This window comes from Mycobacterium sp. SMC-4 (assembly GCF_050205565.1).
Classification (GTDB): domain Bacteria; phylum Actinomycetota; class Actinomycetes; order Mycobacteriales; family Mycobacteriaceae; genus Mycobacterium.
In genome coordinates, this window is record NZ_JBNMQU010000008.1 from 191,123 (window position 1) to 217,915 (window position 26,793).

Below are 26,793 nucleotides of genomic sequence, written 5' to 3' on the forward strand. Positions count from 1 at the left end.
GTGCCGATTCGTCATCAACCCCTTAAGGACGCACATGAACAGATCGCTACTCACCGCGCTGGGTCTGCTGACGGCGACGGCCATGACCGCAGGTTGCACAGGGGCGGCGGCAGAGCCCCCTGCCAGCGGAGACAAGCCCACCGTGGTATTGGTCCACGGGGCGTTCGCCGACTCCTCCAGCTGGACCGGCGTGATCCGAGTCCTCGAACAGGACGGTTATCCCGTGATCGCCGCGGCGAACCCGTTGCGGGACTTGGACTCTGACGCGGCCTACGTGCGCAGCGTCCTAGACAGTGTCTCCGGTCCGGTGATCCTGGCCGGGCACTCATACGGCGGGTCGGTAATGAGTCTGGCCGCCGACGGGCACCCGAACGTCAAGGCCCTGGTGTACATCGCCAGCTTCATCCTGGAACGCGGGGAGAGCACCGGAGAACTGGCCGCCAAGTTTCCCGGCGCCGAACTCGGGCCCGCCCTCCAGACCGTCAAATTCCCGTTGCCCGACGGCACGTTGGCCGATGACCTCTACATCAAGCGGGATCAGTTCCAGAGGGTCTTTGCGGCCGATGTCGACGCAGAAACGGCCCAACTGATGGCCGCCACTCAGCGTCCCATCGCCGCGGAAGCGCTCGCGGCTCCCGCGACGAAGACGGCCTGGAAGACCATCCCGTCGTGGAACCTGGTGACCACGCAGGACCTCGCCATCCCCGCGCAGTCGATGCGGTTCATGGGCGAGCGGGCGCAGTCACACAACGTCGAGATCGACGCCTCGCACGCCGTCACCGTATCCAAGCCCGAAGCCGTGGCGGACCTGATCACCCAGGCCGCCGACGCGGTCACCGCCTGAGGTGACCACCGCGCTCATCTGTACCCGGACGCCGAGGTCACCGGTGCGAGCGGGAAGGCCGGCCAGCCGATCTCCATCGGTCATGGTGCCGGCGCCTTCGGTGGATAGTTCGTTGGCGTAGGGCCCGCCGGGCCAGTGCATTCGGCCGCCGTGACCGCCGCCACGGCACAGGCTGGAACGGAACGCACGTCGACGGACAGGTCTGCGGGATCGTGATGCAGCAACCGACGCAGCGAGACGACGGCGGCTCGGGTCCCATCCAGCTCGGCCTCCAAGGCCCGAGATGGCCGGCGACGACCTCGGCTCGCTGTGCCGGATCACCCGTCGCCGAAATCGATTTCACCTCGGCCAGTGGCAAGTCCAGCTGGCGGAGGTGCCAGATCACCTGCGCAATGGGGATCTGCTCAGCACTGCGACTCCCTTCCTGATGTCTCGTCGCGGGCGACGCATGCGAGATGCACGGTACCGCAACAAGAAAGGAGAGACATGCACACTCAGGACGACCTGACCGCCCACGCCATCGCGCGTTGGGCCACCGCGCGCGACCCGAGGCTCGCCGACATCATGGCGGCCGTGGTGCGGCACCTGCACGAACTCGCCCGCGAAATCATGCTCACCGAAGTCGAATGGGAAGCCGCGATGCGGTGGCTCGTGCGCGCAGGACAGGCCAGTGACGGCAAGCGCAACGAGTTCATCCTCGCCTCTGATGTGCTGGGCCTGTCGATGCTCGTCGTCGAGTTGAACAGCCGTCTCGGTGCGCGTGCCACACCGGCGACGGTGCTGGGTCCCTTCCACATCTCCGGTTCGCCGCGCCTGGAGTACGGCGCCGACATGTCCGAGGGAGTCCCCGGCACGCCGCTCTTCGTCACGGGTACAGTCCGCGACCTTCACGGAAACCCCGTGCCTGGCGCCGTGATCGACGTCTGGCAGGCGGACGCGGACGGAGCTTACGAGGCACAACTCGAGGTGTCGCAGGCACGGTTGCGTGCCACGTACATCTCCAATGCCGACGGGGCATACTGCCTGCGCACGGTCGCGCCGCGCGGCTACAGCATCCCGATGGACGGCCCGGTCGGCGAACTGATCACACGCACCGCCATCAGCCCGTTCCGGCCCGCGCACATCCATTTCTGGATCGACGCACCAGGCTACGAACCGCTGATCACCCACCTGTTCGAAAAGGGCGGGCAGTACCTCGACAGCGACGTCGTCTTCGGGACCAAGCCCGAGCTCGTCGTCGAGTTCGAACGGCGCGATCCGGGCACGACCCCGCGTGGAGACAGGTGCGACGTGCCGTGGCTCCTGGTGACCCACGATTTCGTCCTGCAACCCAAAGCCGAAGAAGATCAGAAGGATTGGACATGACGATGCACGACCGCCACTTCGACTATGTGATCGTCGGCGCAGGGTCGGCCGGTTGCGTATTGGCCGCCCGACTGTCGGAGAACCCGGAGATTCGGGTCTTGCTGTTGGAGTCCGGTGGCGACGACAGCCGGCCCGAGATCACCACACCGCCGGCATGGCCGACGCTGTGGGGCACCGAGGTCGACTACGCGTACGACACCGTGCCGCAAGCCGGAACCGGTGGCGTCGCACACAGCTGGCCACGCGGACACACACTCGGCGGCAGCAGCAGCATCAATGCGATGGTGTACCTGCGGGGCCACCCGAACGATTTCGACCGGTGGGCGAAAGACGGGTGCGTGGGCTGGGATTACGAATCCGTGCTGCCCCACTTCCGCCGCATGGAGACCGTCGGCGACGGAGATCCCCGCTACCGCGGCACCGACGGCCCGATGACTCCCTCCCCCGCCGCGATCGAAGAGGCCAACCCACTATCCGAGGTCTTCCTTGCCGCGGCGGTCGAGGCCGGCTTTCCGTTGACCGGCGATTTCAACGGGGCCCGCCCCGAAGGCGCCGGGTGGCACGATCTTTCGATCTCCGGAGGCGCCCGGCAGAGTGTCGCAGCGGCCTACCTGCATCCCGTGCGTGCTGACCGGCCCAACCTCACCGTCTGGACCGGATCACGGGCTCAAAAACTACTCATCGCCGGGAATCGCTGTCATGGTGTGGAATTCGTACGCGATGGTCAACTGGTCACGGTGCATGCCGATTTCGAGGTCGTGGTCAGCGCCGGCGCGGTCGACTCACCGCGGTTGCTACTCCTGTCGGGGGTCGGACCGGCCGCGGAGCTGGCGGCCGCCGGCGTCGACGTCGTCCACGATCTTCCCGGGGTTGGCCGCAACCTGCATGACCATCCGCTGTGCGGGATCGTGTACGAGGCGGCGCGGCCGATCCCCGCCGGGCGTACCAACCTCGCCGAAACGTCACTGTCGTGGCGCAGCGACCCCTCCCTCGCGGGCCCGGACATGCAACTGATGTTCATCCACGTGCCTTTCCATCCACGGCACCTCTCCGCGCCCGCGAACAGCTTCACGCTCGGGGTCGCCGCCGTGCCCGAGGCGCGCGGGTCGATCCGCCTGGCGGGACCCGACCCGACGACCCCACCGCTGATCGACCCGAACTACCTCGGCACCGAGGTCGACGTTGAACGAATGATCCACGGGATCAACGTCGCTCGCACGATCGCGGCCACCGAGGCCTTCCGCTCTTGGCGCGGCAGGGAGGTGCTGCCCGGAGCCGGGGCTACCGACGCGGCCGCATTGCAGACATTCCTGGGGCACGCGACGAGCACCTACTACCACCCGGTGGGAAGCTGCGCGATGGGTACCGGGCCAGACGCGGTGGTGGACCCGGAGCTACGGGTCCACGGCTTGAGCGGGCTGCGGGTGGCCGACGCCTCGATCATGCCGCGGATCGTGTCCGTCAACACCAACGCCGCAACCATCATGATCGGTGAGAAGGCCGCCGATCTGATCCGTCGCAAGCCGGTCGACTTCGCGCGCTGATATACCGTATGTCGCATGCCGGTGCCGGTCGAGCGTGGGAAACACCGTCGCTCCCTGCTGCGCGAGCAGGCCTACGTGTCGATCCGCGACGCGATCGTCAACGGCACCCTCGCCCCGGGGGAGAAACTTCGCGACTCGGAGCTCGAAGAGTGGCTGGGTATCAGCCGCACCCCGATCCGGGAAGCGCTGGCCCGCCTCGAGGCGGCGGGGCTCGTCCACACCACGCCGGGTCGGTCGACGGCGGTGTCGGCGATCGACCGGCAGGCGGTGCTCAACGCGCAGAGTGTCGCCGGGGCGATGCACGCGCTCGCCGTTCGCACCGCGGTTCCGCGTATGGGGGACAAGGAATTCGAAGCGATGGCACAGGCCAACGAGCAGTTCGCCGATGCGTTGTCGCGCGGCGACGCCGAGGCGGCCATCCGCAGCGACGACGCCTTCCACGAGGTGGCCGTGGCGACGTCCGGGAACGACGTGATCGCCCAGGTCCTCCAGCAGGTCACACCGGTGCTGCGCCGTGTGGAGTTCCTGCGGTTCTCATCGCTGCCGGGGCGCGAGTCGATCGCCCAGCACAACGAGATCATCGATCGGTGCCGCCAACGCGACGCCGTCGCCGCGGCGGACGCCACCGAACGCAACTGGCAGACGCTGTCGCAACTGCCTGAGACGTGACGGCTTTCCTGGAGGACATCGGGGTCCAGGCGACTTCGGCGAGCTGGGACTTGACCAAGTACAACCGCTTATTCCCATCGAGGGTTGCATCTTCGTTTCCGATCTTGACTCGTTGGAAGACATCAACGTTTGTTCAATAGCCCACGACGTGGCGGTCATCGCGCAGCATGAAGGTCATGGAACCTAAGATCGGCGCCCAAAACCAATCTGGCGAGAACTACTTCAATCATGACCCATTCGCCCGTGCGGTCCGCGAGTCTGTGGAGGGCTACGTCGCCTCGCCAAAGCCGTCCCGGTCATCACAACCCCGCTTCGCCTTCGACCTAGCCGACTGGTTCGAAGCCAACGCCGCGCAGATCGCCGTGGATTTTGACCGCTACTTCACGAGTTTCACCGGCCGCTGGTTCGAACCATTCGCCGCCGTCGGCGACCCAAACAGATTCGACGCTTCCGACCTGGTCGCTGTCGAGGCCCTCAGTGTTCAGGTGCCCCCCGAGGCGGCAGCGAAACTGATTCTCAAGGAACCTGATCGGTTCAACGCGTTGCTCAGGGAGCTACCTCGCTCAACCGACATCTGGGATGTCCCCCGGGAGACACTGCAAGACGGTCCGGCCGCTGAGTTGCATACGATGTTGCGTACCCTTCCGGGCGTTGACTGGGTCATCGCCGGCAAGCTGCTCGCCGCCAAAAGACCGCGCATGATCCCCATTCTGGACAACAAGGTACGAGACCTACTTCAGCCACCCGCTTCGCGGTTCTGGGTCTCGATGTGGGACGAGCTGTCCGACGAGTCGCAACGGATGACAGTCACAGAAGTATGCGCAGGTGCACCCACCGACGTCAGCCTGCTCCGCCGCATAGACGTCGCCCTCTGGATGGCCTCGACCCAGCACGGTCAGTAGATACATGCGCTTGACCTCGGTCGTGAGCAGCCCCGCTGCGGCCCGATCTCGGTCGGCCGGCTTTATTGCACTGCGCACACTTTTCAGCACCGGAACCCGTTACCTCCATCGATTCATGCCGTAGATGAGAGAGTGAGGTCGTGCAACTGCGGTTCGTCCAGCGCAGCTAGCAGGGTGTTAATAGCGTCGCGGACTTCGGCAGTGAGCTGTCTGGTGCGGTCGCGGGCAACGGCGTCGGCGTACTGCCAGGACCGCGTCACCTGAATGCTCGGACGGACATCGAACTTGTCCATGGGTAGCCGGTCCGACCACTGGTCGAGGCTGCCCATCTCTGCATTAGTCGCGTAGCCGCGCTGGAGGATCCATTCACGGAATGCCCTGTCATTGAGTTCTTTTCGTGGTCGCCGTCCGGCTCGGCCGTCAGAGAAGTCTTCGACCCATTGGCGCACATAGGTGGAGCCGGGCAGGCGTCGCCCGGGGTACCAGCGCTGCGGACTGCTGGAGCGCCAGAAGGCAAGGTGGAAGTTCCCGTGGACTTGCCAGGCCGGCTCTGCGGTCAACGCGATCAACGCTTCGGCGCGATCCGGATTGGCATAGACGTGCTTGTACTGGGGAGCGAGCTCGGCTGGCCAGGCGCTGAGCACTACATTGTCTCCCTCAATGTAGAGACTGATCCGATCGAAGGCCACGACCTGATCGGATGGGAGCTTTACGCCGGCATGCCCGCCGACGTCGCGCACCTCAGCGGTGAACCCCGTGGCCTCCTCAAGGATCGTTCGCAGACGGCGCGATTGGCGGCCAGAGTGATCCCCACAACGTTCAAGATCGGTGTAGGGCAGTAGGTCCCCGAAGTTCATCTCGGCGTTGTCGAAGAAATCATTAACGACCGCTGCCTCCGCCGGTCCTAGCACCTCGAGTTCGAGGAGGTTCCACCAATGGTCGAGCAGATCCTGCCACCGTACCGGAACCCATCGCTTCGCTTGGTGGTGAAGTTGTTTGGTGTTGATCTCCAAGGCCTGCTGCTCGCTGGCGTTGGCGTAGAGCTTGCTTTCGATGACGACCACCAATGTGGTGCCGTACTGGATCACCCCGTCATAACGTGCGCGTCGTTCCGAAGCCAGGTCAAGTTCGTCGGTTCCGGCGACGAGGTGTTCATGTGGACCCAGGAAGACACTGACCAACTCGTCGACCGTGGCGTCTTCGACTTCGGCCTCAAGCGCAACAAGGGATTCGGTCTGCATGTCGAATCGGGGGCGCGGAAGTTCCGAAAGCCTCGGGCAGTTGGCAAGGCCGAGGAATGCCTCTTGGCATAGCGGTACCAGTCGCATCACGATCAAGGCGGCCCTGGTGAGTTGGTCCTCGTGTCTGGGATCACGGTCGTAGGGCCGGAAGATGCTCAGGTGCTGATCCACGGCCCGACAGTAATCGCTGCCTGAGCGGGCCGGGACCGACACCGCCATATCGATCGTTCAGCCGCTTGGCACCGCCCGCGATTGCGGTTGTCCAGTTGTGCGTATAGGCACCGGGGTGACCGGGACGGCGCGACAGTACGCTGAAATGGCCGCAAGGATCGGCGCTTCGTTTCCGGAAGGTGCGGAACAGCCGCCATAATCTGGCCGCGGGTCGCCGAACTGGAACGACGTCATCTCGGGAGCAGTGGCGCAGGAGCAAGACGCTGTCGGTGTTCGCCACGACCGAGAAGGGGCACGAACAGCAGCTACAAAGTCTACGTGTCAACGGCATTCACGTTGCGCCAGCGCAATTGCAGCCGACTCATCGTTTCGTACCTTACAAGTGAGAAACCTTCGAGCGATGCAGTGCGGACCGCAATCCGGTCCATCGACTTGATGGTCAGAACAGAGCATGGCCGCCCAACATCCCTCGATAACCGGGCGCACGTCTCCATCGAGCGCACCAACGTCGCTCACACGACTTCGACGCCTGGCTCTCCAGCGAAGTATCAGTCTTTTTGCGGATGCTCCGATCCATCGGACTTCCGGCCGCACAGGCGATTGCCGGAGACCGCGATGACAGCAGCATCGCCAACAATAGGTCCGATGTCGGTGGCCACCGGCACAATATCCAGCTGTGTCACCAATTGTGGAGTTCCGCGACGATGACGACGGCTATCTGCAATGGCTCACAGGCCATCCCAATGGGTATGTCATCAACATTGCGCGCAACTACAGTGCGTCAGGCGCGCGGCTGCATCTGGCGTCCTGTAACGAAATCAAGGGCACCAAGTATCCCGGAAAGGCCCTAACAGGGTCTTACGTTAAGCGTTGCGCAGACGACGTGCACCATCTCATGCAGTGGGCCAGCGAGACCGTCCGACGGGAGATCCAGCCGTGCGGTACGTGCCGCCCGACGGTCAGGTTCCGTGAATACACAGCCACCGCAGACACAACACTGATCGTCGGGGAAGCAGGGCCTGCGGCACCCACCCACTCCACCCCAGTAACTAACGGCCGTTTCGCAGTTTTCGGGCCCGCTGTGGACAAACGTCATGTAGCGGCGTGGGCCGATGACTACATCCACTTCGAGCGCCGCCCGCCGTGGCAAGACGCGCTTCGAGCCGAAATCCGAAGCAGATGCGCGGACCTGACCCCAAGCGCCGGCGAGGTTTTGCACGCGGCGTACTTCGGCGCGAAGGACTCCAGAACCGACGTCGAGAATCTCGTGCTCTACAACATCGGCACGTTCAACTCGGCAGGAAGCAACGGTATTCGCTTCGAGCACGGCGACGTCGTGCCGCCGCCGTCACCCGATGGCAGGGAGTACCCGGTCGGCTATACCTATTCGCTCGCGTCGCGTGAAAGCGGCTTCAACGACTGGCGGCCTGACCGAGAACTTGCCGCTTTCGGGTGGACCGAGGTGGGGAATCCGAGAAAGACTCCTTCTCTTGCGCAGATCTGGCTGGCGCTGTCACGCAACCCGTGCTCTACCTTCGGGCCCCCTCGTGGCCCCACTGTGCCATTTGCACTGCACCTGGAGGTCCGGCCACCGCGCGGACAGCGACCTGTATGGGGCGGATTGGTGAAGAGCTTCTTCGACGGTGCGATTTGCGCGTATCAAGCCCACACCGACATGGCGGTCCTGCCGATTGTGGCCCAACGGATCGCGTCCGTACTCGGAGAGTCTCCGCGAGAGATCGATGAGCTTCTGCTCAATCAACGCCACGCGGTGATTGGCGCCGTACCCCTGTTGGTCAAACCATTCGGCGCGGGCGTGCAGTGGCAGCCCTCTGACCAGATGTGCGTTGCAGGCGAACTGCTGGCCGCACCGGCCGACGAGCCGGGATGCGTCGAGCATGCGCGTTGGGCGATCCGAGGCCGGCTCGTCGAACTCGCGCCAGTTGCAAACGGTTCCCGCTAAGGCTCAGGCTCCGGGCTGCAACGAGAACATGGAAGCGACTTGTCTCGCTTCCAGAGAAACGAGACAGGCTTGCGGGAGCACTCCCCGTTCTTCAACTCGCCGGTGCTCACGACGCCCCTCGACTCGTCGTCCTGAACTGACCGGATGTTTTACGTAGTGGCCCCGCCGACTGGTGGCGCACAAGGCTGAAGATTCATTCGCGATCGATACGACGGCGACGCGTCAAGGACCGTCAAGGGTCGGGACTTGCCGCTACAAAATCCCTCAGCCGTGTCGCCGGAAGGTTCGCTCACCCGCACAAAACACAAAGGTCACGAACCATTTCTGGTTCGTGACCTCATGCGTCGCAGTTCGTAGAACCGCTCAGTGTGGGCGAAGGGGGACTTGAACCCCCACGTCCCGAAGGACACTGGCACCTGAAGCCAGCGCGTCTGCCATTCCGCCACTCGCCCGTACGACCGAGGGAGCCTATCACGCACTCCGTCGAACTCCCCAACCGTATCGGCGCACCCCCTGATCCACCAAAACAGCATCCTGACCTGCCCGAATCGGATTCTCACAATTCCGACGGTCCCGCATTGACGCATCCGCGCACTACCATGCAGGCAGCACAGCCACCAGGCGACACGCTGGTGAACCACCAACGGAGGGCAGCGGAAGATGGGACTCGTCGACCGATTCGAGCGAAAGCTCGAGGATTCGGTCGCCAATGCCTTCGCCCGGGTCTTCGGCGGATCGATCGTTCCGCAGGAGGTCGAAGCGCTGCTGCGCCGGGAGGCCGACACCGGCGCCCGGGAAATCCCCGGTGGCCACATTTTGGCACCGAACGACTACGTCATTACCCTCAGTGTGCCTGACTATCGCAAGGTGAGTGCCGATCCGGACATCACCTCGACCACGTTCGCCAAGCATCTGGAGGGATACATCCATGAGCAGGGATGGCAAACGTATGGTGATGTGGTCGTCAGATTCGAGCAGTCACCCACCCTGCACACCGGACAGTTTCGCGCGCGTGGCGCGGTCAATCCTGACTCCACCACGGATCAACCGGCCCGACCGCTACGAGAAGGCTCGTCCCCCGCAGAACCAGGAGTACCACCGATGACCGACAATCCGAGCTACCGAGGCGGCCCTGGTCAGGGTCGGCCCGCAGACGATTACTACGACGAGCGCTACAACCGTCCGGACGATCGCGGTTATCCGCCGCCTCCGGCCGATCAGGGCGGTTACGGCCCGCAGAGCGAGCAGGGCTACCCCGAGCAGGGCGGCTACGGCCCCCAGGGCGACCATGGCGGCTATCCCGAGCAGGGCGGCTACGGTCCGCGCGGCGGCGGTTACCCCGACCAGGGCGGCTATCCCCCGCAGTCCTACGAGCAGCGTCCCCCGGCCGGCTACGGCCCGCCGCAGGGCGGTTATCCGGATCAGGGTTACCGTCCCGGTCCAGGCGGCTACGGCCCGCCGCCCGGCGGCGGCCAGCACGGCTACGGCGGTCCCTCTGGTGACTACGACTACGGCCGCCCGCCCGGGCGTCCCGACGACGGCGGCTACGGCCAACCGGCTGGCCAGCCGGGACGTCCGTCCTACCCGGACCAGGGCGGCTACCCCGATCACGGCGGCTACCCGGACCAGGGCGGCTATGGCCGGCAGGACTACGGGCGCCAGGACTACGGTCAGCCCGACTACGGCCGCTACGAGCAGCCCGCCGGCGGATATCCCGACCAGGGGTACGGCGACGGGGGCTACGGCGGCGGATACGGCGCCGGAGGCTACGGCGCGGGCCAGAGCGAGTACTCCAGCGCCGGCGCGACGGTGACGCTGCAGCTCGACGACGGCAGCGGCCGCACCTATCAGCTGCGCGAAGGCACCAACGTGATCGGTCGCGGCCAGGACGCGCAGTTCCGTCTGCCCGACACGGGTGTGTCACGTCGGCATCTCGAAATCCGCTGGGACGGGCAGGTCGCGCTATTGTCAGACCTCAACTCCACCAACGGCACCACGGTGAACAACGCTCCGGTCCAGGAGTGGCAGCTGGCAGACGGCGACGTCATCCGGCTCGGCCATTCCGAGATCATCGTCCGCGTTCACTGAAGCGCTTCGGGCCGCTGACGGAAACAGTCGTGCCGGTCGACCCCAGTAAGGTGTCGGTGCCGAAAGGACAGGAGACGGAGAGGACGTCAGATGCAGGGCCTGGTACTGCAGCTGACCCGCGTCGGCTTCCTGCTGCTGTTGTGGCTGTTCATCTGGTCGGTGCTGCGCATCCTGCGCACTGACATCTACGCACCGACCGGCACGGTGATGGTGCGCCGCGGATTGGCGTTGCGCGGTTCGCTGCGGCCGAACCAGGCGCGTCGGCACGTGCCGCGGCAGCTCGTCGTGACCGAGGGCGCCCTCGCCGGGACCCGCATTCCGCTGGGCACTCAGCCGATCCTCATCGGACGCGCGGACGACTCCACGCTGGTGTTGACTGACGACTACGCCTCGACGCGCCACGCCAGGCTCTCACCACGAGGTCCTGAATGGTATGTAGAGGACCTAGGATCAACGAACGGTACATACCTCGACAGGGCGAAGGTGACGACAGCGGTACGAGTTCCGATGGGCACACCGGTGCGAATCGGCAAGACAGTGATCGAGCTGCGCCCGTGACACTCGTTCTCCGATACGCCGCCCGCAGCGACCGTGGCCTGGTGCGCGCCAACAACGAAGACTCGGTGTACGCCGGGGCGCGGTTGCTGGCGCTGGCCGACGGCATGGGCGGCCACGCCGCCGGCGAAGTGGCCTCGCAGCTGGTGATCGCCGCCCTGGCGCACCTCGACGACGACGAACCCGGCGGCGACCTGCTGAGCAAACTCGACGCCGCGGTACGCGAAGGCAATTCGGCCATCGCCGAACACGTCGAGGCCGACCCTGAGCTCGAGGGCATGGGCACGACGCTGACGGCAATCCTGTTCGCCGGCAACCGCCTTGGCCTGGTCCACATCGGTGACTCCCGCGGCTACCTGCTGCGCGACGGCGAGCTGACCCAGATCACCAAGGACGACACCTTCGTCCAGACCCTCGTCGACGAAGGCCGGATCACCGCCGAGGAAGCCCACAGCCACCCGCAGCGCTCGTTGATCATGCGCGCGCTGACCGGCCACGAAGTCGAACCGACGCTGATCATGCGGGAAGCCCACGCCGGGGACCGCTACCTGCTGTGCTCGGACGGGCTGTCCGATCCGGTCAGCCAGGAGACCATCGCCGAAGCGCTGCGCATCCCCGACGTCGCCGAAAGCGCCGACCGGCTCATCGAATTGGCGTTACGCGGCGGCGGACCCGACAACGTCACCGTGGTGGTCGCCGACGTCGTCGACGTCGCCTCCTACGACCACGGCCAGACCCAGCCGATCCTGGCCGGCGCGGTCTCCGGGGACGACGACCAGAGCGCTCCGCCCAACACCGCGGCGGGGCGAGCCTCAGCGTTCAACCCCAAACGCACAGCCGCCAAACGGGTTGTGCCCCAACCGGAAGAACCGCCGCCACGACCTCGGTCACGGCGGCGTATCTACATCGCGGCCGCAGTGATCGTCCTTGTCGTGCTGGCCGGCCTGGCCGTCGGGCGCGAAATCATCCGCAACAACTACTACGTCACCGAACACGACGGCACCGTCTCCATCCTCCGCGGTGTCCAAGGTTCCTTCCTCGGCTACCCGCTCCAGGAGCCGTATCTGCTGGGATGCCTGAACTCCCGCAACGAACTCTCCCTGATCAGCGCCGGCCAGTCCCGCGACGACCTGGACTGCCGGTTGCTCGCCGTGGACGACATGCGTCCGTCCGAACGCGCACAGGTCATCGCCGGTCTGCCCTCTGGATCTCTCGACGACGCGATCCGCCAGATCGAAGAACTGGCCCGCAGTTCCGTACTCCCGGTGTGCGCCGAACGCACCACCACGACGCGCGCGCCGGCACCACCGGCACCCCCGCGCGCATCCGGAACGACTTCAGCGCCCGCGACGCCGACATCGCCTGCGCCCAACGCCAATCCGCGCACCACGACGGCGGCACCGGCACCCGAGACGCCCCGCACGGTCACGTCGCCGGCGGCGCCTCCTCCCCCACCGTCGCCCTCACCGACGGTCACCGCTCTTCCGCCGCCGCCACCTGAACCGGGAACGAACTGCCGGGAAGTGGCATGACGACGCCACCGCCGCAGTCCAGGGTCGCGGTGACACCACCGCTGCCCCACCGACGCAACGCCGAACTGCTGTTGCTCGGCTTCGCGGCGCTGATCACGACCGTGGCGTTGCTGCTCGTCGAAGCCAACCAGGAACAAGGCCTCGACTGGGACCTGGCGCAGTACACGATCGCCTATCTCGCGCTGTTCGGTGGTGCGCACCTGGCGGTCCGGCGCTTCGCGCCCTATGCCGATCCGCTGCTACTGCCGCTGGTGGCGTTGCTGAACGGGTTGGGGCTGGTCATGATTCACCGCCTCGACCTCGCCGAAGGCACCACCACCGCGCAGGGTCTGGGCGGCTCTGCGAACCAGCAGATGCTGTGGACCTTGGTTGGCGTGCTGGGTTTTTCGGCGGTGGTGGTGCTGCTGCGCGACCACCGCACTCTGTCGCGCTACGGCTACGTGTGCGGTCTGAGCGGCTTGATCCTGCTGGCCATCCCTGCCCTCCTGCCGCGATCGATGTCCGAGCAGAACGGCGCCAAGATCTGGATCAAGCTGCCGGGCTTCTCGATTCAGCCCGCCGAGTTCTCCAAGATCCTGCTGTTGGTCTTCTTCGCCGCGGTGCTGGTGTCCAAACGCGATCTGTTCACCAGCGCCGGCAAGCACGTGCTCGGCATGGATTTGCCCCGCCCGCGCGACCTCGCGCCCCTGCTGGCCGCGTGGGTGGCCTCGATCGGGGTGATGATCTTCGAGAAAGATCTGGGCACCTCACTGCTGCTGTACGCGTCGTTCCTGGTGCTGGTCTACATCGCCACCGAGCGCTTCAGCTGGGTCGTTCTGGGTCTCGGGCTGTTCGCCGCGGCCAGCGTCATCGCCTACTACGTGTTCGACCACGTCCGGGTGCGGGTGCAGACGTGGCGTGACCCGTTCGCCGATCCCGACGGCGCCGGCTACCAGATGGTGCAGTCGTTGTTCAGCTTCGCCACCGGCGGCATCTTCGGCACCGGACTGGGCAACGGCCAACCAGGAACCGTGCCGGCCGCGTCGACCGACTTCATCATCGCGGCCGTCGGCGAGGAACTCGGACTGGTCGGGCTGGCTGCGGTGCTGATGCTGTACACCATCGTGATCATCCGCGGGTTGCGCACCGCGATCGCAGTGCGCGACAGCTTCGGCAAGCTGCTGGCCGCCGGGCTGGCTTCCACGCTGGCCATCCAGCTGTTCATCGTCGTCGGTGGGGTGACCAAGCTGATCCCGCTGACCGGCCTGACCACGCCGTGGATGTCCTACGGCGGCTCGTCGCTGGTGGCCAACTACCTGCTGCTGGCCATCCTGATGCGGATCTCGCACTCGGCGCGCCGACCGCTCGACGGAAAGCCGCTTCCCGCCGGCAATCTGGCCGCCGCCAGCACCGAGGTGATCGAGAAAGTATGAACACCTCACTGCGCCGCATCTCGGTCATGATCATGGCTCTGGTCGTGCTGTTGTTGGCCAACGCCACCCTGACCCAGGTCTTCACCGCCGACGGGTTGCGATCCGATCCGCGCAACCAACGGGTGCTGCTCGACGAGTACTCGCGTCAGCGCGGCCAGATCTCGGCCGGCGGGCAGCTGCTGGCCTATTCGGTGGCCACCGAGGGCCGCTTCCGATTCCTGCGCGTCTACCCGAACCCGCAGACCTACGCGCCGGTGACCGGGTTCTATTCCTTGAGTTACTCCAGCACCGGCCTCGAGCGCGCCGAGGACCAGATCCTCAACGGGTCCGACCAACGGCTGTTCGGCCGACGCCTCGCCGACTTCTTCACCGGCCGCGACCCGCGCGGCGGCAACGTCAACACGACCATCAAACCCCAAGTGCAGCAAGCGGCTTGGGATGCGATGGAGGACGGCTGCAACGGGCCGTGCCGCGGCGCGGTGGTCGCGCTGGAACCGTCGACCGGCAAGATCCTGGCGATGGTGTCGGCACCGTCGTACGACCCGAACCTGTTGGCCACCCACGACACCGCCGAACAGTCGGTGGCCTGGCAGCGGCTGCGCGACGATCCCGGCTCGCCGCTGCTCAACCGCGCCATCGCCGAGACCTACCCGCCCGGGTCGACGTTCAAGGTGGTCACCACCGCAGCCGCGTTGCAGTCCGGGGCCACGCCGGCCACCGAGCTGACCGCGGTGCCCCGAATCCCCTTGCCCGACAGCACCGCGACGCTGCAGAACTTCGGCGGCAACCCGTGCGGCGGCGGTCCGACCGCCACGTTGCAGTACGCGTTCGCGCACTCCTGCAACACCGCGTTCGTCGAGCTCGGGCTCGACACCGGCGCCGAGGCGCTGCGCAACACTGCCCGCGACTTCGGCATCGACAGCGTCCCCGCCGGCATCCCCCTGCAGGTCGCCGAGTCGACGGTCGGGCCGATCAGCGACGGCGCCGCGCTGGGCATGTCGAGCATCGGGCAGCGGGACGTCGCGTTGACCCCGTTGCAGAACGCCGTCGTCGCGGCGACTATCGCCAACCGAGGTGTCACGATGCAGCCCTATCTGGTCGACAGCCTGCAAGGCCCCGACCTGTCCAACATCGCCACGACGGCGCCCACCGAAGAGCGGCGGGCGGTCACCGAGCAGGTCGCAGATACACTTACCGACTTGATGGTCGCCGCCGAGCAGGTGACGCAGCAGAAGGGAGCCATCGCCGGCGTGCAGATCGCATCCAAGACCGGCACTGCGGAGCATGGCACGGACCCGCGTAACACGCCTCCGCATGCCTGGTACATCGCTTTTGCGCCCGCGCAGGCACCCAAGGTCGCGGTCGCCGTGCTGGTGGAGAACGGCGGGGATCGGCTCTCGGCCACCGGCGGCGCAGTTGCGGCCCCGATCGGGCGCGCCACGATCGCGGCGGCGTTGCAGGAGGGCTCATGAGCGTCCGCGTGGGGGTCACGCTGTCGGGTCGCTACCGGCTGCAGCGTCTCATCGCGACCGGCGGAATGGGCCAGGTCTGGGAGGGCGTCGACTCGCGGCTCGGCCGGCGCGTGGCCATCAAGATCCTCAAAGCCGAGTACTCGACCGACCCGGAGTTCGTCGAACGCTTCCGGGCCGAGGCGCGCACCGTCGCGATGCTCAACCATCCGGGGATCGCCGGGGTGTACGACTACGGCGAGACCGACATCGACGGCGAGGGCCGCACCGCGTATCTGGTGATGGAGCTGGTCAACGGTGAGCCGCTGAACTCCGTGCTCAAGCGGACCGGCCGGCTGTCGCTGCGCCACGCGCTCGACATGCTCGAGCAGACCGGCCGCGCCCTGCAGGTCGCCCACACCGCCGGTCTGGTGCACCGCGACGTCAAGCCGGGCAACATCCTGATCACCCCGACGGGGCAGGTCAAGCTCACCGACTTCGGTATCGCCAAGGCGGTCGACGCGGCGCCGGTGACCCAGACCGGGATGGTGATGGGCACCGCGCAGTACATTGCGCCGGAGCAGGCCCTGGGTCACGACGCCACCGCGGCCAGCGACGTGTACTCGCTGGGAGTCGTTGGCTACGAATCGGTTTCGGGCAAGCGGCCGTTCACCGGTGACGGTGCGCTGACGGTGGCGATGAAGCACATCAAGGAAACCCCGCCGCCGCTGCCGGCCGATCTGCCGCCCAATGTGCGCGAGCTGATCGAGATCACCCTGGTGAAGAACCCCGGGATGCGCTACCGGTCCGGCGGTGCGTTCGCCGACGCGGTCGCCGCCGTGCGGGCCGGACGCCGGCCGCCCCGGCCCAACGCCGCGCCGGCCATCGGTCGGGCCGCACCGACCGCGGTGCCGCCCGCCATCCAGCCCCGTCCGGCCGCCGACATGACCGGCCGCGCCCCGGCCACCGCGGCGCGCGCCCGCGCCACCGGCAGCCACCGTTCGGCACCGCCGCCGCGACGCACGTTCTCGTCGGGACAGCGGGCGCTGCTGTGGGCCGCCGGGGTGCTCGGCGCGTTGGCGATCGTCATCGCGATCCTGATCGTGCTCAACGCCCAGGACCGCCGGGACCGCACGCCGCCGCCGACGGTCACCGAGACCCCGACGTCGGAGGTGGCGCCCACCGAGACACCGGCGGCCATGCCGGCGGTCACAATCGATCGTGAATCGGACGGATACTGGGTAACAACGTTGATTGACCGTCCACCGCCGGTGGCGGCGAGCTCGCCCGCTTCAGAACAGACTGTGTGATGACGACCCCACGGCAACTGTCCGACCGGTACGAAGTCGGGGAGATCCTGGGCTTCGGCGGAATGTCGGAAGTCCACCTGGCACGCGACTTGCGGTTGCACCGCGACGTCGCGATCAAAGTGCTGCGTGCCGACCTGGCCCGCGACCCCAGCTTCTATCTGCGATTCCGGCGGGAAGCCCAGAACGCCGCGGCGCTGAACCACCCGGCGATCGTCGCGGTGTACGACACCGGCGAAGCCGAGACGCCCACCGGGCCACTGCCGTACATCGTCATGGAGTACGTCGACGGGGTCACGCTGCGCGACATCGTCCACACCGACGGCCCGATGGAACCGCAACGGGCCATCGAGGTGATCGCCGACGCGTGCCAGGCGCTGAACTTCAGCCACCAGCACGGCATCATCCACCGCGACGTCAAGCCGGCCAACATCATGATCAGCAAGACCGGCGCGGTGAAGGTGATGGATTTCGGCATCGCCCGCGCGATCGCCGACGCCGGCAACCCGGTCACCCAGACCGCGGCGGTCATCGGCACCGCGCAGTACCTGTCACCCGAGCAGGCGCGCGGTGTGAAGGTCGACGCCCGCTCCGACGTGTACTCGCTGGGCTGTGTGCTCTACGAGATCCTGACCGGTCAGCCGCCGTTCGTGGGCGATTCCCCGGTGGCCGTGGCCTACCAGCACGTCCGCGAGGATCCGGTGCCGCCGTCGCAGCGGCACAGCGGCATCTCCCCGGACCTGGACGCGGTGGTGCTCAAGGCCCTGGCCAAGAACCCGGACAACCGTTACCAGACCGCCGCGGAGATGCGCGCCGACCTGGTCAAGGTCCACAGCGGGCAGACGCCGGACGCACCGAAGGTGCTCACCGACGCCGAGCGGACCTCCCTGCTGGCCTCGACGCCGTCGCACCACCAGGCCGAGCCCGCCGCCGTCGGCGGTCGCCACCAGTCCCGGTACGACACCTCGGCCCGGCGCGGGTCGGTGGCGCGATGGCTGGTGGCGGTGGCGGTGCTGGCGGTGCTCACCGTGGTCGTCACGGTGGCGATCAACATGTTCGGCGGCGAGACCCGTGAGGTGCAGGTGCCCGACGTGCGGGGTCAGGCTTCGGCCGATGCGATCGCCGCACTGCAGAACCGCGGGTTCACCATCCGCACGCAGCAGCGGCCGGATTCGACGGTGCCGCCCGACCATGTGATCAGCACCGAACCCGATGCCAACGTCTCGGTGGCTGCCGGAGACGAGGTGACGCTGAACGTGTCGACCGGTCCGGAACAGCGCGAGGTGCCCGACGTGTCCGGGCTCAGCTACGCCGACGCCGTCCGCAAGCTCACCCAGGCCGGGTTCGAGCGGTTCCGGCAGACGATGTCGACTTCTCTGCCCGAGCAGCGTGACAAGGTGCTGTCCACGGTGCCGCCGGCCAACCAGACCTCAGCGATCACCAACGAGATCACCGTCGTCGTCGGCCGCGGGCCCGCGACCGCCGCGGTGCCGGACTGTGTCGGCCAGACCACCGAGGTCTGCCAGCAGGTGCTGGCAGCGTCGGGTTTCACGAAGTCGGTGCCGGTGGAGGTGGACAGTACGGTGACGGCCGGGCAGGTGGTCGGCAGCGAACCCGCGGCCGGTGAGACCGTGCCACAGGACACCGTGATCCAGATGCAGGTGTCGCGCGGCAATCAGTTCGTCATGCCCGACCTGACCGGCATGTTCTGGACCGATGCCGAGCCGCGCCTGCGCGCGCTGGGGTGGACGGGCGTGCTGGACAAGGGGCCGGACTTGCCGAACAGCGGTCAGCGCACGAACGCCGTGGTGCGTCAGTCGCCGTCGCCCGGCAGCGGCGTGAACTTCGGTGGCCGGATTACGCTGAGCTTCGCGTCGTAGCGGCCTCGACGGCGGTGGCGACCTCGTCCTCCAGTTGGCGGACCAGCGTCTCGGCCGGGGCCGCGCCGCAGTAGCCGAGCCAGTTGGCCAGCATGCGGTGCCCGCCCTGGGTCAGGATCGACTCGGGATGGAACTGCACACCGTGAATCGGCAGCTGCCTGTGCTGTACACCCATGATCACGCCGCCCTCGGTGCGCGCGGTCACGGTCAGTTCGGCCGGCAGCGTCTCCGGCAGGATCGTCAGCGAGTGGTACCGGGTGGCGACGAACGGGTCCGGCAATCCGCGCAACACGCCTTCGTCGGTGTGGTGAACAGTGCTCGTCTTACCGTGCAGCAGTTCCGGGGCGCGGTCGACGGTGCCGCCGAACGCCACCCCGATGGCCTGGTGGCCCAGACACACACCCAGCAGGGGAGTCTGCGCGGCGGCGCAGGCTCTGACCATGCCGATGGTGGCGCCGGCCCGCTCGGGCGTGCCGGGGCCGGGGCTGAGCAGGACGCCATCGAAGTCGCGGGCCGCCGCGGCGATGTCGGCTTCGGTGGCCAGGTGCGCGTCGTCGTTGCGCCAGACCGTCGCGTCCACACCGAGCTGGCCCAGATACTGGACCAGGTTGAACACGAAGCTGTCGTAGTTGTCGACGACCAGAACCTGCATTCGACCAGGCTATCGCGCCTTGCCGGTCGGTTCGTAGTCGAAGCCGGTCAGTAGCCCAGAGGGCCGAGCGGCGTGGCGAACTTCATCCGCACGGGTTCGGTGTAGCCGACCAGTTCGAGATCGCGGACTTCTTCGAGGTAGCCGAGCCCGAATCGGGCCACGTACTGCTTGTAGAGCGAGACCAGGGGAGCGGCCGCCAGGGCCGCCTGCATCGCGGCGGCGTCGCCGACTGCGGAGATGACGTACGGCGGGCTGTAGGTGCGGCCGTTGAGGAGCAGCGTGTTGCCGACGCACCGGATCGCGGACGTGCCGATGATGCGCTGGTCCTGCACCTGGATGCCTTCGGCGCCGGCGCTCCAGAGCGCGTTGATGACGGCCTGCAGGTCCTGCTCGTGGACGACCAGATCATCCGGTGACGCATCCCGCGGGAAGCGACCGTGCGCGTCGCGCTGCGCGTCGTTGAGCGTCACGACCAAACCGGGGCCGCGCAGCGGGGGAAGACCGGTCTGATCGGTCAGCGCGTCGGAGCGCCGCGTCATCGCCTGCAGCGCCTCGGCCGTGGCAGGAGAGCCGCCGTGCTGGTTCTCGCTCTCGCGGGCCAGTTCATCGCGCTGGGCGGTGATCCGGTCGACGGACTGCTGCGCCTCACGCACGAGGTCGACCAGACGGGGAGAGTCGCTGCGTCGGATCTCGTCGCCGCCGGACACCCCGTGGGTCACCCCGAGGAGCAGACCGGCCGCTGCGCACACGACCGGCACGCCGAACCGCCACCGCGAACGGCGGTGTGCGGACGTCTGCTGGTCCTTCACGCGTCGTCTCCTTCTACAAGCGCGGTCAGCGGCTACGTTAGGCTTTCTTCAACACATCGTCGCACCGTCGGTAAGGTTCCCATGCCCAAGTCCAAGGTCCGTAAGAAGAACGACTTCACCATCAACCCGGTGAGTCGGACTCCGGTGAAGGTCAAGGCCGGTCCGTCGAGCACCTGGTTTGTCGTGTTTTTCATCAGCTTGATGCTGATCGGCCTGGCGTGGTTGATCGTGTTCCAGCTTGCCGGTAGCGGCCCAGAGGTGCCGAGCGTGTTGCAGTGGATGGCCGACCTCAATGTGTGGAACTACGCGATCGCGTTCGGCTTCATGATCACGGGTTTGCTGCTGACGATGCGTTGGCGGTGACGTCCGAGTCCCTCGACCACGGGTTCGGAACCGTTCGGTTGCCCGCAACCTGCGCGTTACCGGATCACACGCGTGTGATTCATCCCCATTGGGGATAGCACCTGTGGATAACTGCGAATGCCGCGCTAGGAGGCTGTGAATTGTCCACACAGCAAACAATGTGGGCGCCGCCGACGGGGGGCATCATCGCAGCCGCGGGAGTGGGTCTGGCGCTTGCCGTAGGGGCTGTGACCCTGGTCACAGACGTGCCGGGTCGAATCCTGGTCGGTCTTGCCGCCATCGGTTTGCTTGTGTTTGCACAGATGTCGTGGCAGGCACGTCCAAAACTGGCAATCGTCGAGAACGCCGATTCGCTGGTCTACCGAGGATGGTGGCGCGAGCGGCGGATCGGCCGCGCAGACATCGCCCTCATCCGGATCACGGAGTTTCGCCGCATCGGACGCAAGGTTCGGCTGCTGGAGATCGAGACCAGTGACGACCGGCTGCTGGTGCTCAGCCGCTGGGATCTAGGAATGGATCCGCTGAAAGTGCTCGACGCGCTCACCGAGGCCGGGTTCGTACCCGGCTCCCGGTGACGCGGCGAACAGCTAGGAGATGGTGACCGACTCGATGACGACCGGCTCGGTCGGACGGTCGGTGCGGTCGGTGGCCGTGGTGGCGATGGCGTCGACGACCTTCTGCGACTCGGGATCGACAACCTCACCGAAGATGGTGTGCTTGCGGTTCAGGTGCGGCGTCTTGGTCACGGTGATGAAGAACTGCGAGCCGTTGGTGCCGGGGCCCGCGTTGGCCATGGCCAGCAGGTAGGGCTTGTCGAACTGCAGCTCGGGATGGAATTCGTCCTCGAACTTGTAGCCCGGGCCGCCACGGCCGGTGCCGGTGGGGTCGCCGCCCTGGATCATGAAACCGTCGATGACCCGGTGGAACACCGCTCCGTCGTAGAACGGGCCGGAGGTACCACCGGTGGCATTCTCCGTGCTGTAGTCCTTGGTGCCCTGGGCCAGTCCGACGAAGTTGGCCACGGTCTTGGGTGCGTGGTTTCCGAACAGTGCGATCTTGATGTCGCCACGATTGGTGTGCAGGGTCGCGGTCGCGGTCTGAATAGGACTGGTCACGGGAAGCCAGTCTGCCACGCCGCTCTGGAGGCCAACCCGGCACCGTGGGGTTGGCGGAGATGGCAGGCTGGGATCGCGATGTCGTCCGGTGGAAAGAGGTTCGAAATGAGCTCCAAGACGCGTGTCCGCATGACGCCGAGCCAGCGGTTCACCCGAGGCCTGCACTACACGACGGTCGGTCCGGTGGACCTGACCAGGGGAGCGGTGGGTATGGGCGTCGACTCGGTGCGATCGACGGCTGCATGGGCCGGTAACCGGTACCGCAACGGTCAGCTGACGCGTCAGCTCAAGGAGGACCTGGCCGCAGCACAAGAGGTCGTGGCCGGCCTGCCGGACACGCTCGCAAAAAAGCGCAAACCCGCGCGTCGGCGACGGCAACTGCTGTGGGTCGGGCTCGGTGTCGCGGCGCTGGCCGGGGGAGCCGCGGTGTTCAAGGTCGCGCGCCAGTCCGCGCAGCCGGAGCCGTCACCGTTGCCGCCAAGCGTCGAGGTGACGCCCAAGCCTTAGGTGTAGCGCCACGTCCACGATGGGTATCGCTGCCGCTTGAGAACATCCCGAGCGAGAGGCAGCCGATGAGCATCAAAGACGACGTCAAGCAGGATCTCGCCGCAGCGTATCCGCGGTTGAGCCGGTCGGATCTGGAACGCGTCGTCACCCTGCTGGCTCAAGCGCCCGCGACCGGCAACGGCTCCAGCACCGCCACGGCTCTGGAACCGCTCCTCCCGGAGGTCGCCAAACGGCTGGGCACGTTGTCGGGGACTTCGGTGACCGACTATCTGCGGGTGCTGCAGGGCGCGGCGACGACGTCGCTGCAGTCCTGGAAGGACGCTGCGGCACCGGGGCCGGACATCGCGCAGATCCACGCGTTCATCGATACCGTCGAGGACTAGCGGCTACAGGCCGACTCGCTCCAGGGCGTCGTCGAACTCTTCGAGGGCGGCCTTGTCGCTCTTGCCGGCGGCCAGAGCGCGCTCGTAGATCGAGAACATCGCGCCGCCCACCCGCGCGTATTCGGCGTCCCAGGTTTCGGAGTCGAACCTCCAGTAACCGGTGATGTCGTACTGGTCGCGGTCGAATCCGCAGCCGCGGAGATACTTGCGGACTGCCCGCGACTGGGCGGCCTCACCGGCGAACCAGCAGTACCCGTGCCCCTCGGGAAGCTGGAGTTCCTCGACCAGCGCGGCGAGCCGACTGGGCGCGTACCCGTTTCCGGTGCCGATGCTGTGCACCAGCGTCTGTCGCGGGTGGGTGGGCAGGTAATCCAGGTCGGCGCGGTCGGCGACTTCGGCGATGACGGTCACCGGTGTCGTCGGATCGAGTTCCTCGATGATGCGCGCGGCGGCCGGCAGGCCTGACAGATCGGTGACCAGCAACTGCCACCGGGCGGCGGGATCGGGTCGGTACCAGGACCTCGCGTGATCCAGTCCGACGCGGTCGCCGGGCCGAGTGTGGCGGGCCCACGTCGTGCCCGGCCCGCGCTCGTGCAGAACGACGTCGAGATCGATGACGTCGTCGCGCTGGGCACGCACCGTGTAGTTGCGTGCCGGGCCGTCGGGGGAGGCGCCCGGTTCCGGGGCGGTGAAGTACACCCCGACGGCGGAATCGGCGGCCTGCTGCACATCCAGCCCGGCGGGATCGTCGATGCGCAGGGAGATCCGGATCAGCCGGGGGTTCAGGGGTTTGGTCTCGATGACAGACGCATACGAGAAACTCACGGGCTCAGCGTAGGAAACCCTTGGGAACTTGTGGAGCCTAGGAGATTCGAACTCCTGACATCTGCCTTGCAAAGGCGAATCATGTTGCAGGTTGGACGCTTCGGTGCAGCTTGGCCCGAATGATCCTGTAACACTGCATAACTGCAAGTGCCTGTAACTGTGGGCAGATTGTGGGCACGGTGTGTGCAACGGGAGAATTGGGTACGCGCCCCCAATCGCACGCTCACTGCTCAACCCCCGATGTTTCGCCAGGGCCAAATTACACAGCTGAAATTTTCGTGTGCACATACCCTTTCGGCAGAAGCTGCCATCTTTGAGCTTCGCTGAGCTTTCAACACACCGTGTGCGGGGCGACCCCTAGCTAGGCGAGGTGCACGCGCGTCCGATAAGGAAAGAACCGCAGGTATGAGGCCACAAAACGCAATCTCATCGGTATCGCCGAGAGATTCGCTACGGAATATTCCGTGTAGACTGGTTGCATTAGAGTGGAATTTGGGTAGCATGACTGCGTGGTCGGCGGTACTTCATCGAAAGAGGGGGTTCGAATGAACTGTACCGCTGAGCCGCGCAACCTTCAGACATGGTGACGACCCCTGTGGCTGAGGCGACGGCCCTGACTACCACCCCACCACGATTGGAAATGAGGTGATCTTGCAATGCCGATTGATATCGACACCAAGATCGGTGAAGAAACCCTGAAGATGGACACGCATGAGTTGGTTCGCCAACTCAACAGTCATCTCGGACCGACGCTGGTCGCTCTGTTGGCTGGCGTTCGGGACAAGAAACTCCCCCATAAGTGGGCTAAGGCAGACGGTCCGACACCACGCGACGAGGCCTTGGCGAGACTTATCATGGCCCATCGCGTGTGGGCGAAGGTGTCTACAGCAGAGAACGACAGCATTGCTCGTACATGGTTCATTGGGGCCAACCCGCGCTTGGGTGAGGTGTCGCCCGCTCTTCGACTCCGTGAGGGTGAGCTATCGGCAGTGTGGGACGCAGCCGTTGCGTTCGCTGATAGCACCGACGACTAGACCAGGCGATGGGGGCGAGGGATGGTCCAAGCAGACATTGATAAAGGACAGCGCATATGCGCTGTCTCTGGGCTAGCTCTCGCCCCCTCTACTGGGGGTTCTGCATGGCGTATCGCCAAGGAATCGTACGGGCCGCTCAACCCGCTGTTACGCACCTCGAAGAAGCCGCGGGGACAGTGGGGGCGCTACGACGTGCTTAACCACCGGACTATCTACGCCGCAGCGCCGCCACAGTGTGCATACGCTGAATCCCTTGCGTACGCACGGCCCGACATCGACATCGAGCTCTCCGAGTACTTCGACGATGACACTTATTTCGGAAGTCTTGAAGAGGAGATCATCAAGGAGTGGACCGAGCGCGACCACATGTCGCCGCATCAAATCGCCCGGTCTTGGCGGAATGAGAGGCTGATCTATCCTCTGACTTTGCCTACCAGTGGCTGGTTCATTGATATTGAGCACTCGTCGTCCATCGCTTCGATAATCAATAACCTTCAGCCGGCCCTTTCAATGGCGGCTGTGCCCCAACTGACCACGTCGCACCTTCGCGGTGAGGATCGAGCTCTGACCTCTAGCATCGCGGGGTGGATACACCGACAGGTGCTTGATGACGGATCGTTACCGCTTGGAATTGTCTATGGGTCGAAGCACGATAGCCACTGGCTAAACTACGCCATTTGGCTTCGGGCGATAGACGACGGCAAAGACGCATCGAGTGAACCTACTCGCGCGGGCCCTGGCGAGGCGATTGATAGCCCTGAACGGAACCCCGCGCTCCGCACTGTATGCGATCTCTTTGATCTCCACTGTCACTGAATAACCAAGGCAATTACTGGCCATTTGGGCTCGGGGGCACGTCCTTCTCCGGACTTTGTGGAGGATCCTCCGTGTCTCCGCGCATTGTTGTCCAGTTACTAAGATCCTCATCGAGGATCGCGCTAAGGCTTACCAGAATCTCTGCGGCCAGTCCGTCAGGATCATCGCCGCGTGCGAGTCGAAATCGACTGTTACGCAGTAGGTTCTGGAGTTTGCTGAGCACCACGGTCCTCTGTATCCATAGTTCGCGGTGACGGTAATGAGCGTCCCACTCGGCTATGCCGGCGACAAGTGCAGCCAAGGCGGTGGATACGATCCCCCATCGAGACCACCCTTCGAAGGTCACCAACACACCGATTACTGCGATGAGACCGTTCGCGGTTCGCGTTCCAACGAGGACGTTCTCTGCCTTGTATTTCGCCTGATTCCTTCGCTTCTCGAAAAACCTTGTAGCTATGGCCAGTTCGCCAAGGGCTATGTCGATTGCAGCGGTCCCTGATGGGTACTCACCAACAGATAGGCCGATTCCGGCCCTGCCCGCCCGCCCCTTATTCCTACGATAGATCAGGAGAACAACAGCAAATACTAGAAGTAGGAGCGCGCCGACGACTAACCCATTTTGCGCGCTCATAAGCCGTCCCCTTCCCGCTGGCACCTTTCGACGCAGTCTAAATGCCTACTTTCAGGCGAGTTGGCTATCGCGCTTCGTTCGTCGAGCAACCTATCGATTGCTTCGAATGTTGGACTTCCACCCGCGGCGCGCAGTGAGCGATGCACTGCGCGAAGTAGTCGTAACTCAGAGTCAACAATGTCGCTGTCCCGCATGATCATTTAGACGTCCCCTGCGGGCAAACGGTTCCAGTCGAAGTGAAGATAGTCCGCATGAGACACCGCCCGCCCGCCGAATGTCTACTTTTAGACAGGTCATTGGCGACCGTCTGGTGGTTCTGCCCAGTGGCGCTGGCGATGGCGCGGAGGCTCAGCCCCGATTGGTGACCGCGTTGCCGCTCTGTGCGTCGATGCTGTGAGCTACCGCTGCACCCCCGCCAGGTTGAATGCGCGGCCATGCAGACATCAGCACTTATTACTATCGCGCTTTACCTCGCCGCGGCAGGCGCCCAGGTCGCTGAACGATGGGTCACACCGAGCGTGGATATCTGGGAATCCGACGACGCCCAGCTATACGACTTCGCACTCCCCGACCGCGCACGGAAGCGCTGGGGTCACGTCCTCTTCGCAGCTGCGACGCTCATTGGGTTAGGAACCTCCATGGCGCAGCTTCTCTCCTGAGCGAGTCGAGGTGCCCACCGCCGGTGATTGCCGTGAAGCACTCGATCAAAGTCACGCTGAGCGACAACGGCCCGGTTG

The 26,793-nt window shown here is 65.7% G+C and carries 24 protein-coding genes and 1 tRNA gene; 18 read left to right on the forward strand and 7 right to left on the reverse strand.

Features of this window, described 5'->3' with window-relative positions:
* Positions 1 to 34: 34 nt before the first annotated feature.
* The 5 genes from ACQI46_RS15925 (at position 35) to ACQI46_RS15945 (ending at position 5,324) form a co-directional block, all read left to right on the forward strand.
* Positions 35 to 844: an alpha/beta fold hydrolase gene (locus tag ACQI46_RS15925; protein ID WP_427094981.1), complete on the forward strand. Its 810-nt coding sequence runs from the start codon at positions 35 to 37 to the stop codon at positions 842 to 844.
* Between the two features lie 486 nt (positions 845 to 1,330).
* Positions 1,331 to 2,209: a dioxygenase gene (locus tag ACQI46_RS15930; protein ID WP_427094982.1), complete on the forward strand. Its 879-nt coding sequence runs from the start codon at positions 1,331 to 1,333 to the stop codon at positions 2,207 to 2,209.
* A complete protein-coding gene (locus ACQI46_RS15935; RefSeq protein ID WP_427094983.1) occupies positions 2,206 to 3,753 on the forward strand; it encodes a GMC family oxidoreductase in 1,548 nt (515 codons plus the stop codon). Before ACQI46_RS15930 ends, ACQI46_RS15935 begins: the two co-directional genes overlap by 4 nt.
* A gap of 15 nt (positions 3,754 to 3,768) precedes the next feature.
* Entirely contained in the window at positions 3,769 to 4,422 is a 654-nt protein-coding gene (locus ACQI46_RS15940; protein WP_427094984.1) for a GntR family transcriptional regulator, read from the forward strand.
* Positions 4,423 to 4,598: 176 nt separating this feature from the next.
* On the forward strand, positions 4,599 to 5,324 hold the full coding sequence (locus ACQI46_RS15945; RefSeq protein WP_427094985.1) for a DUF6308 family protein: 726 nt from the start codon (positions 4,599 to 4,601) through the stop codon (positions 5,322 to 5,324).
* Positions 5,325 to 5,437: 113 nt separating this feature from the next.
* On the opposite strand, the gene ACQI46_RS15950 is transcribed toward ACQI46_RS15945, so the two are convergent.
* Positions 5,438 to 6,736 carry a hypothetical protein gene (locus ACQI46_RS15950; RefSeq protein ID WP_427094986.1) on the reverse strand — a complete coding sequence of 433 codons (1,299 nt, stop codon included), beginning with the start codon at positions 6,734 to 6,736 and terminating at the stop codon, positions 5,438 to 5,440.
* Positions 6,737 to 7,412: 676 nt separating this feature from the next.
* Here ACQI46_RS15950 and ACQI46_RS15955 point away from each other — a divergent pair.
* Complete coding sequence (locus ACQI46_RS15955; RefSeq protein WP_427094987.1) at positions 7,413 to 8,699, forward strand: hypothetical protein; 1,287 nt, start codon at positions 7,413 to 7,415, stop codon at positions 8,697 to 8,699.
* Between the two features lie 369 nt (positions 8,700 to 9,068).
* Here the strand turns inward: ACQI46_RS15955 and ACQI46_RS15960 are convergent.
* Positions 9,069 to 9,151, reverse strand: a tRNA-Leu gene (locus ACQI46_RS15960).
* A gap of 208 nt (positions 9,152 to 9,359) precedes the next feature.
* Between ACQI46_RS15960 and ACQI46_RS15965 the strand changes: the two genes are divergently transcribed.
* From ACQI46_RS15965 to pknB, 7 genes are all read left to right on the forward strand, one after another.
* The gene (locus ACQI46_RS15965; protein ID WP_427094988.1) at positions 9,360 to 10,787 is read left to right on the forward strand and encodes an FhaA domain-containing protein; all 1,428 of its coding nucleotides are present in this window, start codon (positions 9,360 to 9,362) and stop codon (positions 10,785 to 10,787) included.
* A 90-nt stretch (positions 10,788 to 10,877) separates the two neighbouring features.
* Entirely contained in the window at positions 10,878 to 11,345 is a 468-nt protein-coding gene (locus ACQI46_RS15970) for an FHA domain-containing protein FhaB/FipA (protein ID WP_427094989.1), read from the forward strand.
* Entirely contained in the window at positions 11,342 to 12,874 is a 1,533-nt protein-coding gene (locus ACQI46_RS15975; RefSeq protein WP_427094990.1) for a PP2C family protein-serine/threonine phosphatase, read from the forward strand. The genes ACQI46_RS15970 and ACQI46_RS15975 overlap by 4 nt, the downstream gene beginning before the upstream one ends.
* Complete coding sequence (locus tag ACQI46_RS15980; RefSeq protein WP_427094991.1) at positions 12,871 to 14,286, forward strand: FtsW/RodA/SpoVE family cell cycle protein; 1,416 nt, start codon at positions 12,871 to 12,873, stop codon at positions 14,284 to 14,286. The genes ACQI46_RS15975 and ACQI46_RS15980 overlap by 4 nt, the downstream gene beginning before the upstream one ends.
* Positions 14,283 to 15,758 carry a D,D-transpeptidase PbpA gene (gene pbpA, locus ACQI46_RS15985; protein WP_427094992.1) on the forward strand — a complete coding sequence of 492 codons (1,476 nt, stop codon included), beginning with the start codon at positions 14,283 to 14,285 and terminating at the stop codon, positions 15,756 to 15,758. The genes ACQI46_RS15980 and pbpA overlap by 4 nt, the downstream gene beginning before the upstream one ends.
* Positions 15,755 to 17,044 carry a protein kinase domain-containing protein gene (locus ACQI46_RS15990; protein ID WP_427094993.1) on the forward strand — a complete coding sequence of 430 codons (1,290 nt, stop codon included), beginning with the start codon at positions 15,755 to 15,757 and terminating at the stop codon, positions 17,042 to 17,044. The genes pbpA and ACQI46_RS15990 overlap by 4 nt, the downstream gene beginning before the upstream one ends.
* The gene (pknB, locus tag ACQI46_RS15995; protein WP_427094994.1) at positions 17,044 to 18,921 is read left to right on the forward strand and encodes a Stk1 family PASTA domain-containing Ser/Thr kinase; all 1,878 of its coding nucleotides are present in this window, start codon (positions 17,044 to 17,046) and stop codon (positions 18,919 to 18,921) included. Before ACQI46_RS15990 ends, pknB begins: the two co-directional genes overlap by 1 nt.
* On the opposite strand, the gene ACQI46_RS16000 is transcribed toward pknB, so the two are convergent.
* A complete protein-coding gene (locus ACQI46_RS16000) occupies positions 18,899 to 19,573 on the reverse strand; it encodes an aminodeoxychorismate/anthranilate synthase component II (protein ID WP_427094995.1) in 675 nt (224 codons plus the stop codon). The two genes, pknB and ACQI46_RS16000, sit on opposite strands and share 23 nt — an antisense overlap.
* Positions 19,574 to 19,620: 47 nt before the next feature.
* Complete coding sequence (locus tag ACQI46_RS16005) at positions 19,621 to 20,382, reverse strand: DUF881 domain-containing protein (protein ID WP_427094996.1); 762 nt, start codon at positions 20,380 to 20,382, stop codon at positions 19,621 to 19,623.
* Between the two features lie 81 nt (positions 20,383 to 20,463).
* Between ACQI46_RS16005 and crgA the strand changes: the two genes are divergently transcribed.
* A complete protein-coding gene (crgA, locus tag ACQI46_RS16010; RefSeq protein WP_427094997.1) occupies positions 20,464 to 20,745 on the forward strand; it encodes a cell division protein CrgA in 282 nt (93 codons plus the stop codon).
* A 158-nt stretch (positions 20,746 to 20,903) separates the two neighbouring features.
* Entirely contained in the window at positions 20,904 to 21,320 is a 417-nt protein-coding gene (locus ACQI46_RS16015; protein ID WP_427095081.1) for a PH domain-containing protein, read from the forward strand.
* Between the two features lie 12 nt (positions 21,321 to 21,332).
* On the opposite strand, the gene ACQI46_RS16020 is transcribed toward ACQI46_RS16015, so the two are convergent.
* Entirely contained in the window at positions 21,333 to 21,878 is a 546-nt protein-coding gene (locus ACQI46_RS16020) for a peptidylprolyl isomerase (RefSeq protein WP_427094998.1), read from the reverse strand.
* Between the two features lie 87 nt (positions 21,879 to 21,965).
* Between ACQI46_RS16020 and cwsA the strand changes: the two genes are divergently transcribed.
* Together cwsA and ACQI46_RS16030 are read left to right on the forward strand one after the other, a co-directional pair.
* Positions 21,966 to 22,367, forward strand: coding sequence for a cell wall synthesis protein CwsA (gene cwsA, locus ACQI46_RS16025; protein ID WP_427094999.1), 402 nt, complete (start codon positions 21,966 to 21,968; stop codon positions 22,365 to 22,367).
* A gap of 65 nt (positions 22,368 to 22,432) precedes the next feature.
* Complete coding sequence (locus tag ACQI46_RS16030) at positions 22,433 to 22,750, forward strand: hypothetical protein (protein WP_427095000.1); 318 nt, start codon at positions 22,433 to 22,435, stop codon at positions 22,748 to 22,750.
* A 3-nt stretch (positions 22,751 to 22,753) separates the two neighbouring features.
* Here ACQI46_RS16030 and ACQI46_RS16035 read toward each other — a convergent pair whose 3' ends face one another.
* Positions 22,754 to 23,575, reverse strand: coding sequence for a siderophore-interacting protein (locus ACQI46_RS16035; protein ID WP_427095001.1), 822 nt, complete (start codon positions 23,573 to 23,575; stop codon positions 22,754 to 22,756).
* Positions 23,576 to 24,231: 656 nt separating this feature from the next.
* Here ACQI46_RS16035 and ACQI46_RS16040 point away from each other — a divergent pair.
* Complete coding sequence (locus ACQI46_RS16040) at positions 24,232 to 24,609, forward strand: hypothetical protein (RefSeq protein ID WP_427095002.1); 378 nt, start codon at positions 24,232 to 24,234, stop codon at positions 24,607 to 24,609.
* 829 nt (positions 24,610 to 25,438) lie between these two features.
* Here ACQI46_RS16040 and ACQI46_RS16045 read toward each other — a convergent pair.
* Positions 25,439 to 26,056, reverse strand: coding sequence for a hypothetical protein (locus ACQI46_RS16045; protein ID WP_427095003.1), 618 nt, complete (start codon positions 26,054 to 26,056; stop codon positions 25,439 to 25,441).
* Between the last annotated feature and the right edge of the window lie 737 nt (positions 26,057 to 26,793).